Origin of the sequence: Rhizobacter sp., from assembly GCA_019635355.1 — a bacterium.
Taxonomy (GTDB): Bacteria; Pseudomonadota; Gammaproteobacteria; order Burkholderiales; family Burkholderiaceae_C; genus Rhizobacter.
Map to the genome: position 1 here is coordinate 656,567 of JAHBZQ010000001.1, position 13,547 is coordinate 670,113.

The 13,547-nt window shown below is 69.8% G+C and carries 12 protein-coding genes; 7 read left to right on the plus strand and 5 right to left on the minus strand.

Annotated features, from left to right (window positions below; genetic code table 11):
- Nucleotides 1-10 precede the first annotated feature (10 nt).
- Nucleotides 11-2,236: a helicase gene (locus KF892_02890; protein MBX3623933.1), complete on the plus strand. Its 2,226-nt coding sequence runs from the start codon at nucleotides 11-13 to the stop codon at nucleotides 2,234-2,236.
- 741 nt (nucleotides 2,237-2,977) lie between these two features.
- Here KF892_02890 and KF892_02895 read toward each other — a convergent pair.
- The 5 genes from KF892_02895 to KF892_02915 form a co-directional block, all read right to left on the minus strand.
- A complete protein-coding gene (locus tag KF892_02895; GenBank protein ID MBX3623934.1) occupies nucleotides 2,978-3,547 on the minus strand; it encodes an OmpA family protein in 570 nt (189 codons plus the stop codon).
- Between the two features lie 71 nt (nucleotides 3,548-3,618).
- The gene (locus tag KF892_02900) at nucleotides 3,619-4,434 is read right to left on the minus strand and encodes a serine/threonine-protein phosphatase (protein ID MBX3623935.1); all 816 of its coding nucleotides are present in this window, start codon (nucleotides 4,432-4,434) and stop codon (nucleotides 3,619-3,621) included.
- 3 nt (nucleotides 4,435-4,437) lie between these two features.
- Nucleotides 4,438-6,306, minus strand: a complete 1,869-nt coding sequence (gene tagH, locus KF892_02905; protein ID MBX3623936.1) for a type VI secretion system-associated FHA domain protein TagH — start codon at nucleotides 6,304-6,306, stop codon at nucleotides 4,438-4,440.
- 126 nt (nucleotides 6,307-6,432) lie between these two features.
- Nucleotides 6,433-7,338, minus strand: coding sequence for an NAD(P)/FAD-dependent oxidoreductase (locus tag KF892_02910; protein MBX3623937.1), 906 nt, complete (start codon nucleotides 7,336-7,338; stop codon nucleotides 6,433-6,435).
- Nucleotides 7,339-7,391: 53 nt separating this feature from the next.
- Nucleotides 7,392-7,841, minus strand: a complete 450-nt coding sequence (locus KF892_02915; GenBank protein ID MBX3623938.1) for a hypothetical protein — start codon at nucleotides 7,839-7,841, stop codon at nucleotides 7,392-7,394.
- A gap of 297 nt (nucleotides 7,842-8,138) precedes the next feature.
- Between KF892_02915 and KF892_02920 the strand changes: the two genes are divergently transcribed.
- From KF892_02920 to KF892_02945, 6 genes are read left to right on the plus strand one after another with little or no spacing between them, the layout of a single operon-like run.
- Nucleotides 8,139-8,648 (plus strand): outer membrane beta-barrel protein, encoded by a 510-nt coding sequence (locus tag KF892_02920; GenBank protein MBX3623939.1) that lies wholly within the window; start codon nucleotides 8,139-8,141, stop codon nucleotides 8,646-8,648.
- Nucleotides 8,648-9,187, plus strand: a complete 540-nt coding sequence (locus KF892_02925; protein MBX3623940.1) for a hypothetical protein — start codon at nucleotides 8,648-8,650, stop codon at nucleotides 9,185-9,187. Before KF892_02920 ends, KF892_02925 begins: the two co-directional genes overlap by 1 nt.
- 13 nt (nucleotides 9,188-9,200) lie before the next feature.
- The gene (locus KF892_02930) at nucleotides 9,201-10,571 is read left to right on the plus strand and encodes an LPP20 family lipoprotein (GenBank protein ID MBX3623941.1); all 1,371 of its coding nucleotides are present in this window, start codon (nucleotides 9,201-9,203) and stop codon (nucleotides 10,569-10,571) included.
- A complete protein-coding gene (locus KF892_02935; GenBank protein ID MBX3623942.1) occupies nucleotides 10,568-11,677 on the plus strand; it encodes a hypothetical protein in 1,110 nt (369 codons plus the stop codon). Before KF892_02930 ends, KF892_02935 begins: the two co-directional genes overlap by 4 nt.
- Before the next feature lie 17 nt (nucleotides 11,678-11,694).
- The gene (locus tag KF892_02940; protein ID MBX3623943.1) at nucleotides 11,695-11,964 is read left to right on the plus strand and encodes a DUF2277 domain-containing protein; all 270 of its coding nucleotides are present in this window, start codon (nucleotides 11,695-11,697) and stop codon (nucleotides 11,962-11,964) included.
- Nucleotides 11,961-13,538, plus strand: coding sequence for an SUMF1/EgtB/PvdO family nonheme iron enzyme (locus tag KF892_02945; GenBank protein ID MBX3623944.1), 1,578 nt, complete (start codon nucleotides 11,961-11,963; stop codon nucleotides 13,536-13,538). The genes KF892_02940 and KF892_02945 overlap by 4 nt, the downstream gene beginning before the upstream one ends.
- Nucleotides 13,539-13,547 lie beyond the last annotated feature (9 nt).

Consider the following 13,547-nt stretch of genomic DNA (forward strand, 5'->3'; position numbering starts at 1 on the left):
GCGCCTGCCCATGTCTGAAGTCACCCTGAACCTCCCCAACCCCCGGCATGCACGCCGGGTGCCGCCCCACATCGACAAAGCCGCCTTCGAGCGCATTCGCCAGGCGGCCTACCTGCTGCCGCAGGTCGTGAAGCCGAGCGACTACGAAGGCGAGCGCGGCGCCGAAGTCGAAGCCCGCCTCGACGACCAGGGCCTGGTGCTGCTGCAAAAGGCGGTATCGGGTGCGCGGCCCAGCCGCTGGATCGCCCCCGAGCTGATGGACATGGCCCTGCGGCACCTCGACGCCGTGGGCACCGGCCCCCAGGTGCGCCAGCTCATGCTCGACCGCACCGCAGCGCTCGACGCCCTCGGCATCTCGCGCGAAGGCGCGCGCTGGACGCGCGTCGTGAGCCACGTGCTCAAGCTCGCCGAGCCCGGCTGGCAGGTGCCGGTGCTGCACCACGTGCCGGTGTCGGCCGATGCCGTCTGGGCCTACTACCGCAGCGGCGATCAAGACGCCCTGCGCGAAGCGCTCGGGCCCACGCCCGACTACCCGCATGCGCAGGTGCTGCAGGCGCAGCTCGACCGGCTGGTGGCGCGCAGCCGCGTGCACAGCCCGGCGCATCTCGATTCCCTGCTGCCGCGCCTTCAATCGGAATGCGCCGTGGCCCATGCCACCACCAACCCCGAGGTGGTGGCCGAAGCCTGCACCCGCGTTCAGGAGCGCTGGGCCCACCGTGCGAGTGAGCTCGAAACCCTCGAAGGCCTGAACCACGAGCTCGCCTTCCAGGGCTACCCCGACACCTTCGAGCTCGCGCGCCAGCTGCAGCGCAGCGTGACGCTCTACGTCGGCCCGCCCAACAGCGGCAAGACGCACGCGGCCTTCGAGCAGCTCGCGCAGGCGCACAACGGCGTGTACCTCGCGCCGCTGCGCCTGCTCGCGCTCGAAGGGCGCGACCGCCTGGTGGCGCGTGGCGTGCCGTGCTCGCTGCTCACCGGCGAAGAGAACCAGCCGGCCGAGCACGCGCAGGTGGTGTCGAGCACGATCGAGATGATGGCCACGCGCATCCCCGTCGACGTGGCGGTGATCGACGAAGCGCAGATGATCTTCGACCCGTACCGCGGCTGGGCGTGGACGCAGGCGATCGTCGGCGTGCCGGCCAACGAGGTCATCATCATCTGCTCGGCGTTTGCCGTGCCGGCGATCGAGAACCTGCTCGGCCTGTGCGGCGAACGCTGCAGCGTGCGGCAGTTCGAGCGCAAGCAGCACGTGGAGCTGCTGCCGCACCCGGTGCCGGTGTCGGCGCTCAAGCACGGCGATGCGGTGGTGGCCTTCAGCCGGCGCGACGTGCTCACGCTGCGCGACCAGATCTCCGCCAGCGGCCACCCGGTGTCGGTGGTCTACGGCGCGCTGCCGCCTGAGGTGCGCCGCCGCGAGGCCGAGCGTTTCGCCACCGGCGAGTCGCACATCCTCGTGGCCACCGATGCCATCGGCATGGGGCTCAACCTGCCGATCCGCCGCGTGCTCTTCAGCACCCTGACCAAGTTCGACGGCGTGGCCGACCGCACGCTCGACGAATCAGAAGTGCACCAGATCGCCGGGCGCGCTGGCCGCTTCGGCATCCACGAAGAAGGCTTCGTGGGCGTGCTGAAGGAAGCCGAGCCCAATGCGGGGAAGGTGCTCAAGGACCTGCTCGGCAAGCAACCGCGCGCCCCGCGCCACTTCAAGGCGCCGGTGGCGCCCAATGGCTGGCACGTGGACACGATCGCTGCGCGCCTGCGCAAGACGCGCCTGCGCGAGGTGCTCGACGTGTTCATGGAGCAGCTGCGGCTCGACGACGCGCACTTCGCGGTGGCCGAGCTGGAGCAGATGCTCGACCTTGCGGCCGAGCTTGACCGGGTGGCGCCACGCCTGTCGCTCAAGCAGCGCTTCGTCTATGCGCAGGCGCCGGTCGACACGCGGGCCGAAGGGCAGGTGCTCGAGTTCCTGGAATGGGCGGGGGCGCATGCGCTTGTGGGCAAGGCGGGGCGGCCTTGGTTTCTCGATGCGGTCGATGGGCACAGCCGGCTCGATCGCATGGAGCAGGCGCTGCGGTCTTGCACGCTGTGGTTGTGGCTGGATCTGCGCTTTCCTGGGGTCTATGGACACGTGGAAGAAGTGCACTTGCTGCGCGAAGCGCTCAATGCGGGGATTGAGAGGCAGCTGCAGGGGCAGCGGCCGTTGGCGCAGATGCGGCGGGGGATGCGGCGGAGGTGAGGCACTGCGTGGTGCGCTGCCGGGATTTCGCCCCGGCGGGCGACCTTCTTTTCTTTGCTTGCCCAAAGAAAAGAAGGCAAAAGAAAGGGCCCCCCGTTCGCCGGTCCGCCTAGGGCGGACTTCTCTGCGCTGCTCGGGCTTGGGGTGTCGGGCAGAACTCACTCCGCGAGCTTCGCTCGCTGCGTTCAGACAGCTGCCCGAAGTCAGTTCACGAAGCGTGCTTCGCACGCCACCCCAAGCCCTGCGCTGCTCGACGGCTCTCAAGGGCCCCGGGATACCGCCGCCCGCTTCGCGGGCATCACACTCTCGACTCGCTTCGCCTCGTGCTGGGTTTGTGCCCCCACGCCCACCCCCCACCGTTCGGGCTGAGCTTGTCGAAGCCAGCGCATGGCACGGGCCCTTCGACAAGCTCAGGGCGAACGGGGGTGGGGAATGAGGCGATGCGAAGCGAGCCGTATCGCACCGCTTCCCGTGGGTGGCGTCGAGGAGCGCAGGGCTTGAGGGGCGCGCGCGTCAGCGCGCATCAACAACTGACTTCGCGCCGCCTGTTTGAACGTAGCGAGCGCAGCTCGCGAAGTGAGTTCGGCGCGGCCCCTCAAGACCGAGCACCGCAGAGCAGTCCGGCCTCCGGCCGGACCGCCACCGTCGGGTCGCCTTTTCTTGGTTACTTCTTTTGGCGAAGCAAAAGAAGTAACTCGCCCGCCGGGGCGAGACCCGGCAAATAGCCACGCAGTAAAAAACTCAAGGCTGATTCGTCACGATCGTCACCCGCCGATTCTCCGGCGCCGAGATCACCTTCCGATTCAGCAAGTCGGTATCCCCCTTGCCCTCCGCCTTCAGCCGATCAGCCGCGATGCCGTGCTGCGCCATCAGGTACTCCCGCACGCTCTCGGCACGCTGCTGCGACAACACCATGTTGGCCTCCGAATTCCCGCGCGGGTCCGCGTGGCCTTCCACATTGAAGGTGTAGTCCGCGAGCCGGTCGTTCTTGAGCGCCGCAGCCACCACGTCAAGCTGCTGCTTGGCGTTGGCGGTGAGCTCAGCGGAATTGGTCTCGAAGGTGATGAGCAGCGACGCGCTGGCCTTCTTCTTCGGGGCGGCCAGCACGCCGGCGCTGTTGTCGCGGCTGACCTTCAGGCTGCGGGTGAGCACTGGGGCGGGCTCGGGGGTGAGGGCGTCCAGCAGGTTGGCTTCGGTGACCTTGTTGCCCTTGAGCAGCGTGGTGCCCTCCTGCGCCCACGGCGAGGCGCACAGGGTGGCGGCCAGCAAGGTGGCGACGAGCTTCAGGGCGGGGCGGGGGGTGGTGCGCATGGCGATCTCCTGCGGGTCTTCTGACGGTACGAATATTGAACGATGCGGGGCGCGGATGAAAGCGACCAAGGTCACCCGCCGCTCGTGGGCAGGGGGCCAGGCACGGTGTCACCCCAGAGGCTGTTGAGGCGGGTGGTCTCGGCCGGGTCGCCCACCCACACCGCGATGGCGCTGTAGTTGTCTTGCCGTGGCGTGGCATGGCGCTCGATGTGCTCGGCCATGCGCTGCAGCCAGTCGGCGGGCGAGGCGGCCACCGCGAAGTGCGCTTCGATGTCGCGCGGGCCGAAGTGCTCCCACCAGCCGTCGCTGCAGAGCAGGAAGGCATCGCCGTCTTCCACCCGCGCCGCGCGCTCGGTGGTGTTGGGCTCGATGCCGCCTTCGGTGCCCATTGCGGCCAGCAGCTGGTTTTTCTTGGGATGGTTGAGCGCTTCTTCGGGCGTGAGGTAGCCAGCCGCGACCATCTGCTGCACGACGCTGTCGTCTTGCGTCACGTGCATCACGCGGCCGTGGCGCAGCAGGTAGAGGCGCGAGTCGCCCACGTGCGTCCACAGTGCCTCTTCGCGCCGGGTGTCGATCCACAGGGCCACGAGCGTGGCGTGCATGCGGTCGCGCTGCTGTTTCTCCTGCTGCTGTACCACGGCGTCGTGCGCCTGCAGCACGAGCTGCGTGAGCTCGGCGGGCGAGGCCTGCACGGCGTTTTGCAAGGCATGGGCGGTGAGGCGCACCACCAGGTCAGACGCGATGGCGCCGCCCTTGTGGCCGCCCGCACCGTCGGACAGCACGGCGTACCAGAACGGCCCGTTGTGCCCGTGGCGCAGGTCGTCTTCGTTGTGGTTGCGCCCACCCACCTCGCTGCGGGCGGCGATCTCGATCTCGAGCATTCGCACGGGTCAGACGGAAGGGTGGCGCGCCTGGTCGAGGCGATCGAGCTGCTCTTCGTAGGCCTCGACGAAGGCCTTGCCGAAGAGGTCGTGGAAGTCTTCCTGCGCATCGTCTCGGATGCGCTTGTAGTGCTGCAGGTACAGCTCCCAGAGCTTGGCGCGGCGGTTCATCGGCAGCACGCTGTCGAGCACCGAGTTGCCGGCGAGCTTGTTTTCCAGCTTGCCGGGCTCGAACTTGTCGAGCACACCGGTGAGCGCGGCCCGCATGCCGGCCATGGTGCCGATGGCGTGGCCGAGCAGGTCGTCCATCACGTCGCTCACCGCCACCGGGCCCATCATGAAACCGCGCATCGGCGGCTGCAGCAGCTGCTCGATGGCCACGCCGGCATCGGGCGAGAACTTGAGCGGGTTGTTGTTGCGCGCCTGGATGGTGGTGACGTCGGCCTTCATCTCCTGCTTGGCCGCGGCGCGGATGTGCACGAGCTTGATGGTGCCGTCGATGGCGTGGTGCATCACCTGGCCGAGGATCTTCATCATCTCGGGCGTGAGGCCCTGCGGCAGCTTGATGTTGACGCCGGCGCCCTCGCAGAAGGCGGCCCACAGCGCATCGGGCGGGGCCGACGGCCCCGCGGCGGGGGCCGGCGGCGCCGGGGCGGTGACGGGTGGGATCTCATCGAGCGGCGCATGTGCCGAGTCGAACACCAGGCGCGACGGTTTCACGCCGGGCACCGTCTCGGGTTCGCTGCGCGGCGCGGGCGGGCGCGGTGCGCTGAAGAGGCTGGTGGCCGGTGCGGGTGCGGGGGCCTGCACCGGCACCGGCGCGGGCGCCGGGACGGGCTTGGGCGCCTGCACGGCCGGCGGCACGTAGGCCGCGCGCAGCTCGGGTGTGTGGTTCGAGGCGGTGGGCGCGGCCGGTGCGGGTGGCGCCGACGCGGCACCGCCAAACATCGCCATCGGGTCCTTGTTGTCGGGTGGCGCATCCTTGGCGCCCGAGGTGGGTGTGGCCAGGAAGCCGGCCAGCGGGTCGGCGCCGGGCGAGGGCGCACTGCCCAGGCCGAACATCGCGTCGAGGCTGCTCGACTGCGCGGGCGGCGCGCCGATCAGGTCGCCGAGGCCCAGGTCGGCGGGCAGGGCCGACGGTGGGGTGGGGGCGGCGGGGCTGCCCGCCATGAAGCCGGCCAGGCCCGTCTGTGCGGGGCTCGCCGCAGGCGGCGGGGCGAGGTCGGCGAAGGGGTCGAAGTCGTCGGGCAGGCGGGCGGCCACGGCGGGCGGCGCGGCTGGCGGCTGGGCCGGCGGCGTCGGCTTGCGCACGTGCACCGCCGTGGTCGGCGGGTTGGCCGGCTGGCCGCCCATGAGGCCGGCGAAGGGGTCGTCGGTGGCGGGCTTGACCGCACTGCCCAGCAGGTCGGCGAAGGGGTTGGAAGCGCTCGTGGTGCCGGCCACGGTGGCGCCGCCCAGGGCCGAGCGCGGGCGGGGGTTGGTCTTGCCTTCGGTGGCCGAGGACTTGATCACCGTGCGCGGGTCGACCGCCACCGGCTGCGTGGCCGCCGGGTCGACGGCCTCGCCGAGCGTGGCGCGCATGCTGTAGCTGCCGACCACGATCTCGTCGCCATCGCCGAGATTGGTGCCTTCGCCCGGGTTGATGGGGCGGCCGTTGACGGTGATCGCGTTGGCGCTGCCCACGTTGCGGATGGAAAAGCCGCCGTTGCTGAACCACACCTCGGCCTGCAGGCGCGAGATGTGGCGCTCGGGGTCGGGCAGGCTCAGGGTGTTGGTGTCCGAGCGGCCAATGGTGCCGCCGCGCTCGTCGAAAAGGCCGGTGATGGCCTGAGACAGGGTTTCGCCTTTCAGGGTGTGCGCGCGGATCACGAGATGCATGAGAGCTCCAAGGGACGGGCTGCCGCCTTCGGGCGTGGCGGCCCCACAGTTGCGTTTATCCGGGTTGGGGCCAAGACCCGCAATGAACGAAAGTCATGCGGCGCCTGTGCATGGCCGTGCGGCCGGCTATCGGGCCGGGGCGCTGGGCAGGCCGAGCGAGAGGTGGAGGGCCGAGGCCGCGATGGCTGCGCCGCCCACGGCCACACTGATCTGGTTGAGCCCGCTGGCCACGTCGCCGGCGGCGAAGAGGCCGGGCACGCTGGTCTGCTGATGGGCATCGACCACGAGGTAGCCGAGCGCGTCGGTCGCCGCGCCGAGCGCGGTGGCGAGGCGAGATCGCACCTGCACGCCGAAGGCGGAATAGAGGGCCGCGTAGACGCGCAGCTCGTCACCGAAGCGCACCTGCACGCCGCCGTCGCACAGCGCGAAGGCGTGCGGGTGCGCCTGAGCCACCGAGATGCCGGCCTCGGCGAGCTGGCGCAGGTCTTCGGCGGGCAGCACGGCCTCGCGGTCGGAGAGAAAAACGGTCACGTCGTCGGTGAAGTGGCGCAGGTACAGCGCCTCGCGCATACCGGCCACGCTGCGCGTGAGTACGCCCACCGGGCGGCCTGCGGCCTCGAAGCCGTCGCACACGGGGCAGAAGCGCAGCACGCCTTCGCGCAGCGCGGTGTCGGCTTCGGGCAGGCTGGGCCAGATGTCGTCGACGCCGGTGGCCAGCAGCACGCGGCGGGCGTGCAGGGGCGCCCCCAGCGACTCGCCGTGCAGCGTGAAGCCGCCGGCGGTGCGCTCCAGGGTGTCTACACGCGCGTCGACCGTGTGCAGCGGGTAGCGCTCGGCCTGGCGCCGCATGTGGGCGAGCAGCTGCGCGCCCGAGATGCCGTCGGGAAAGCCGGGGTAGTTGCGCGACAGCGGAATGGTGCTCGCGCGGCTGCTGCCCGAGTCGACGACCAGCACGCGCCTGCGAAAGCGCGCGAGGTAGGTGGCCGTCGTGAGGCCCGCCGGGCCACCGCCGATGACGGCGGCGTCCCAGATGGGGGAGGAGGGCGCCTCGGTCATGGAACGTTGAGCGCCTCCTTGGCCGCAGCTCAGCCGCGGTCGGCGCGGGCCGGCAAGGTGCCCGAGCGGTTGCTGCGGGTGTCGCTGGTCCCCGTGCCCATGGTGCTGGAACTGTTGCCGGTGGTGCCCATCGTGCTGGAGTTCGTGCCCGAGCCCATGGTGCTCGAGTTGGTGCCGGTGCCGGTGCTCGTGCTGCTGCTGGGATCGGTGGACGTGCCACCCATCGTGCCCGTGCCGGTGGTGCCGGTCGAAGGGCTGGTGCTGGTCCCGGTGGCGCTCGTGCCGGTGGAGCCTGGGTTGGCTGCGGCGCCGGAGGTGCCGTTGGGCGAGCCTTGCGTACCGGGCGTTGCGGTGCTGCCCGTGCCGCCGGTGGTACCGCCGGCGGTGCCGCCCGTGCCCGACGACTGCGCGTAGCTGAGGCCCATGGCCAGTGCGGTGGCGGCTGCGGCGATGACGGTGAGTGTGGATTTGAACTGCATGGTGAAGTCTCCGTAGACGGGTTTGAGGAAGCCGCGCTGCGGCTGGCCCCACCGGGCAATGGGTGTGCCCGATGGGTCCGCCCAGGGGATGCGCGGGCCCCGTCACATGGCCGTGGCGCTTCTTGCCGCAAAGGCGGGCGGATTACCTTTGTCACGTTGTCGCGCCGAGGGCCGATGCGACACTTTCGCCCGCAGTCGACCACCACCCACGAGCGCATCTGCCTGCCGGCCGCGAGGCCCGACGACTGCAAGGCCTGTCTGCAAGCAGCCCGCGCTCCGAAAGAGGGACCCACCCCCATGAAGAAGAAACTTGCACTGTTGGCCGCAGCGGTCGCGCTGAGCGCCACCGCCGTGTCGGCGCAGGCCCAGGAGAAGCGCAACGCTGTTTCGCTGTTCGGCAACATCACCTCGTCGAACGACTACTCGACGGCCAACGTGAATGGCACCTACGAGCGCCTGGTGACCGACAAGCTGTCGATCGCCGTCGGCGCGACGTACACCAAGTTCGAGTTCGGCGGCTTTGACAGCACGAGCCTCGGCCTCACCGCGGGCGCCACCTACTACATCGGCCGGCCTTCGCAGGCGTCGAACATGCTGTTCTACGGCAAGGGCATCGTGGGCCTGACCCGCGCCGAAAGCCCCATCGAGAGCGACACCGGCAACACGATCGGCATCTTCGCCGGCCTGGAGCAGCCGTTGAGCGAAGCCACCAGCCTCTTCGAGGAACTCGGCTACCAGCGCACCGACGTCTTCAACGACACCCGCAATGAAGTGGTGTTCAACATCGGCCTGAAGATCCGCTTCTGATGGACACGCCACGCATCCTCGCCATCGGGGCATTCGCCGGCATCCTGGCGGCCTGTGGCTCCACCCCACCGGCCTCACCCTGGCCGGCGTGGGTGCTGCAGCCCGATGCCGGGGGCGGCGTGGCAGCGGCCGAGTGCGTCGAGTCCAGCGGCAACCTGTCGCTGGACCGCACGCAGGCAGCGGCTGCCGCACGCGTCACGCTCGCCCGCAACCTGGAAGTGAACATCCAGGCCAGCGACGAGCTGGTCGCATCGAAGACCGGCGCGCAGGCGTCGCAGACCTTTCGCTCCAACGCCAAGCTGCTGAGCGAGAAGGCCCTCACCAACACCCGCGTCTCGCGCCTCGAAGAAGTCGCTGCCGGCAAAGGCAAGTGGCTCTGCGCCGAGGTGACGCTCGATTCCGCCGGCACCCGCAGCCTCGTGAAGGAGGCCGTGGCCAAGACCAACACCACCGCCTCAGCCGACGTGGAAGAGATGCTGCTGCAGCAGTTCCGCCGCCGCTCGGTGCCGTCGCAGGTGTCGCAGAAGAACGTGCAGTGACACGTGCATTGACGTGACACACAACCGCTTGTTCGGCGCGCTGGTCGTCGCGCTGGTGTGCGTGGCGGTGAGCCCCTTCGCCTCGGCCGCCTGCAAGGTGATCGGCGATGGCGACACCGCACCGGCGTGGACCTCGCCGCAAGCGCCCGAAGACGCGGCGACCGTGAGCGCCGTGGGCTCCGCCACCATCGACGGCGACCGCCTGCCCGAGGCCCTGGCCGCAGCGCGCACGAATGCGCTCAAGGAGCTGGCCGAGCGCATCCGCGTGTCGGTGAGTTCGAGCGTGAAGCTCAACGACAGCAAGGTGAGCGAGGGCGGCAAGCAGGTGCTGCGCTCGTCCATCGAATCGGTGGCCGAGGCCACCACCAACGTGACCCTGCAAAACGTGCGCGCCGACCAGCAATGGGTCGATGCGCGCCGCTGCCAGGCCTGGGTGCGCGTGTCGATCGGCCGCGCTGACTTCGAGCGGGCTCGCAAGCGTGACCTGCTCATCGGCCTGTCGAAGCAGGTGGGCACGATGCTCACACTGGCCGAAGACGCGACCAAGCCGCTGGTGCAGCGCGAAGGCTCCGCCGCCGCGGCTGCTGCGCTGCTCGGCAGCAACGATTTCCGCGACGTGCCCGAGGTGCCGGTGGCGGCGCTCAAGTCGCGCCTGAATGGCGTTGACAAGATGCTCGCCCGCATGAAGCAGGACGAGACCCGCCTGCTCGGCCTTGCGCAGTCGCACGTGCAGGCCTATGCCGAATTCAAGAGCGCGACCAACCCGGTCGAGCGGCTCGAAGCGGCCGGCCGCGCGCTGCGCCCGCTGCGCACGCTGCTGGCGGCGTCGTGGGTGCCCGATGAATCGGTGATCGGCTTTGCGGCGCAGCCGCGGCTGGTGTCGCTGCTCAACGAAGCCGGCTACCCGTGCCTTGCGCGCAAGGCGGCCAACGACGCGCAGGGTTGTGCGCCCGAGCTGCTGGCGCAGGAGCGGCAGAAGGAATACTTCGCGGGCCGGCAGGTGCAGCTCAGCTGCAGCCTGCGCCTCGCTGGCAAGGCCGAGCCCTGGGCCAAGGCGTGTGCGTCGCTCAGCGAGTCGCTCGCAAAGCTGGGGGCACGCACCGAAGTCGCGGCCGCCGCCGCCAAGCCCGCAGCTGGCGTGACGCAGATCCGCCTCGACGCCGAAGGCCGCATCGGCAAGCGCCAGGACCCGGAAGACAAGTCCACCGGCTACCGCTTCGAAGGCGCCGTGAAGAGCCAGGTGCGCGGGCTCGACAGCCCCATCGACGACACCTACCAGGCGCTCACCGGCTGGAACCCGGTGTCGGACGCGATGGCCACCGACATCCTCGCGCTGAGTGCCGCGAAACGACTGGTCGAACGCATCGGGCAGAGCTGGCAATGAAACGAATTTGGGCCGCCCTCGCGTGTGTCTTCATCACGAGCCTGGCCATGGCCCAGGAGGGCACCAAGGTCTCCGTCGCCGCCTACATGAGCGACGCGAAATACGCGGCCTATGAAAAGGTGGCGCAGGCCCGCGCCGAAGAGCTGCTCAACGACTCGAAATACGTCGTGCTCGACGAGGCCAAGGCGCGCCAGCTGAAGAAGGGCTGGGTCGACCTCGCCGACCCCGGCCACGTGATCACGGCCGAAGAGTTCGTGAAGCGCGCCGGCAAGTACGACATCGAAAAGATCGTGCGCGTGGGCGTGAGCGTGAGCGTGAAGCCGGTGCTCGGGCTTTTCTACACCGCCACCGCCACGGCTGAGTTCCGCATCGTCGACAAATCGGCCAAGGTGCAGGCCTTCACGCTCAACGAGATGGGCACGCGCGGCGTGCCGCCGTCTGACGGCCTGACCGAAGGTGCGGCCATCAGCAATGCGATCCAGCGCGCCATCGACGGCGCGGCGCAGCGCGCCGGCCTCACCATCGTGAGCCCGGCCTTGCCCAAGGGCGTGCCGCTGGTGCTCGAAGCGGTGGCCAGTGCGCCGCCCGAGACCGAGCTGGCCGCCGCCTCCGCCGAGGTGGGAGACGCGCCCTGGGTGTCGGCGGTGAAGCTCAACAAGGAAATGTGGCGCGGCGAAGACAAGGCCTGCGTGGCCGTGTCACCCGATGGGCAGGTGGGTGCGGTCGGCGGCTACACCTGGGCGGTCGACCGGCTCGGAGGCCTGAGCCGCACCTACGGCGGCCGGGTGCACCTCGTGGACACCGCCGGCGCGCAGGAATTCAACCTGCACACCGTGCACCCGGTGGGCAAGCGCGAGTCGGGCGAAGACGGCACCTCGGCACCCATCGCCTGCGGCTTCATCGGCAACTGGCGCTACCTCGTGGTGGCCACCGGCAACGTGCTCTCGTGCTACGACGTGGAGCGCGGTGCCGAGACCTGCCGCCTGAGGCTGCAAGGCGCGCCCAAGCAGGCGCAGCTGAGCGTGGGCCGCGTGGGCAACGGGGCTTATGTGGCCTTGCAGACCGACAAGGCCAAGACCTATTACCGTGTGGTGCTCGCCAAGTAGTCGGAGCGCGCTTCGCCATGTGCCGCAACATCAAGACCCTGTTCAACTTCGAACCGCCGGCCACCGAGCTGGAGATTCGTGACGCCTCGCTGCAGTTCGTGCGCAAGCTGTCGGGCTTCAACCGGCCGTCGCAGGCGAACGAAGCGGCCTTCGACAAGGCCGTGGAAGAGGTGGCCCGGGCCGCGCGCGTGCTGATCGGCTCGCTCGTGACCAACGCACCGCCGCGCGACCGCGAGGTGGAGGCCGAGAAGGCGAAGGCGCGCTCGGCCGCGCGGTTCGGCACGTGAACCTCCTTGCACGCTGCCTGCTGGCGTTGTGGCTGCTGGCGGCAGCCAGCGGGACGGCGTGGGCACAAAAGCGCGTGGCGCTCCTGATCGGCAACTCGGCCTACGCGTCGGCGCCGCTCGTGAACCCGGCCAACGACGCCGCCGACCTTGCCGCCGCGCTCAAGGCGCGTGGCTTCGAGACGGTGGTGGCCCTCAACACCACCAAGCGCGACATCACCGCCCGCGTGCGCAGCTTCGCCGACCAGATCACGCCGGGCACTGTCGCCTTGTTCTACTACGCCGGCCACGGCATGCAGGTGCGCGGGCGCAACTACATCCTGCCGGTCGACGCCAAGGTGCAGAGCGAGGGCGACGTGGTGGAGCAGGGCGTGGAGATCGATGCCGTGCTGCAGCGTCTTGAGGGCAAGGGCGCCGCGATCAACCTCGTGATCCTCGACGCCTGCCGCAACAACCCCTTCACGGCGGCCAAGGGCTCGGGCCTCGCGGCCGTCGACGCGCCCAAGGGCAGCCTCGTCGCCTTCGCCACCTCGCCGGGCAAGGTGGCGCTCGACGGCAAGGGCCGCAACGGCGTCTACACCAAGCACCTGCTCGCGAACCTCAATGCGCCGGGCATGCGGGTGGAAGACGTGTTCAAGCGCGTGCGCGTCGGTGTCACCGAAGAGTCGCAAGGCCAGCAGGTGCCGTGGGAGAACACCTCGCTCACGACTGATTTCTATTTCATCCCGCCGAGCGGCGACGCGGCGACGGCGGGCGCGCCCGATGCGGAGCAGCAGCGCCTGCAGATGGCGATTGCCACCCGCAACAAGGCCGAGCTGCGCAAGTACCTCGAGCTTTCGCCCACCGGCCGCATGCGCACGCAGGTGGCCGCGGCCTACGAGAGCGTGATCGCCGCCGAGCCCACGCGCAGCGCCGTCGAGCCCAGCTACGTGCGCGACTGTCCCGACTGCCCGCGCATGGTGACCCTGGGCAGTGGCAGCAAGGCCATCGGCGCCTTCCCGGTGACCGTGGCCGACTACGAGCGCTGCGTGCAGGCGCGCGCCTGCGAGAAGCGTGACGTGGGCGAGTTCGGCGTCGACAAGCACCCCGCGATCAACGTGAGCTGGCACGACGCGGTGAAGTACACGCAGTGGCTGAGCCAGCGCACGAAGCAGAAATACCGCCTGCCCACCGAGGCCGAATGGGTCGACGCGGTGGAGGCCGGCCGCTACGTGGGCGAAGGCAGCACACGCCGGCTGGTGCCCTTCGTGGAGTGCCGCTCGGGCAATGGCTACGACCGTTCGGCCGCGCTGGTGGCGGGCTTCCCGTGGCGCGAGTCGGCCTGCAACGACGGCTTCCCGCAGACCTCGCCGGTGGGCGTGTTCCTGCCCAATGCGCTGGGCATGTACGACTGGGCCGGCAACGTGTGGCAGTGGACCTCGACCTGCGCCGACGCGAAGAAATCGCCCTGCGAGAAATACGTGCTCAAGGGCGGCAGCTGGGCCTCGCCGCTGACCGCGCTCACGCCGCAGGCGGTGCTGAGCGCGGAGCCCACGTTGCAAGGCAGCACGATGGGGTTCCGTGTCTGGCGGGAGTGAGTCGAGGGT

Coding starts and splice junctions, on each gene's coding strand:
- KF892_02890 (MBX3623933.1), top strand. CDS start 11: ATGTCTGAAGTCACCCTGAACCTCCCCAACCCCCGGCATGCACGCCGG.
- KF892_02895 (MBX3623934.1), bottom strand. CDS start 3,547: ATGCGCACCACCCCCCGCCCCGCCCTGAAGCTCGTCGCCACCTTGCTG.
- tagH (MBX3623936.1), bottom strand. CDS start 6,306: ATGCATCTCGTGATCCGCGCGCACACCCTGAAAGGCGAAACCCTGTCT.
- KF892_02915 (MBX3623938.1), bottom strand. CDS start 7,841: ATGCAGTTCAAATCCACACTCACCGTCATCGCCGCAGCCGCCACCGCA.
- KF892_02920 (MBX3623939.1), top strand. CDS start 8,139: ATGAAGAAGAAACTTGCACTGTTGGCCGCAGCGGTCGCGCTGAGCGCC.
- KF892_02925 (MBX3623940.1), top strand. CDS start 8,648: ATGGACACGCCACGCATCCTCGCCATCGGGGCATTCGCCGGCATCCTG.
- KF892_02935 (MBX3623942.1), top strand. CDS start 10,568: ATGAAACGAATTTGGGCCGCCCTCGCGTGTGTCTTCATCACGAGCCTG.
- KF892_02940 (MBX3623943.1), top strand. CDS start 11,695: ATGTGCCGCAACATCAAGACCCTGTTCAACTTCGAACCGCCGGCCACC.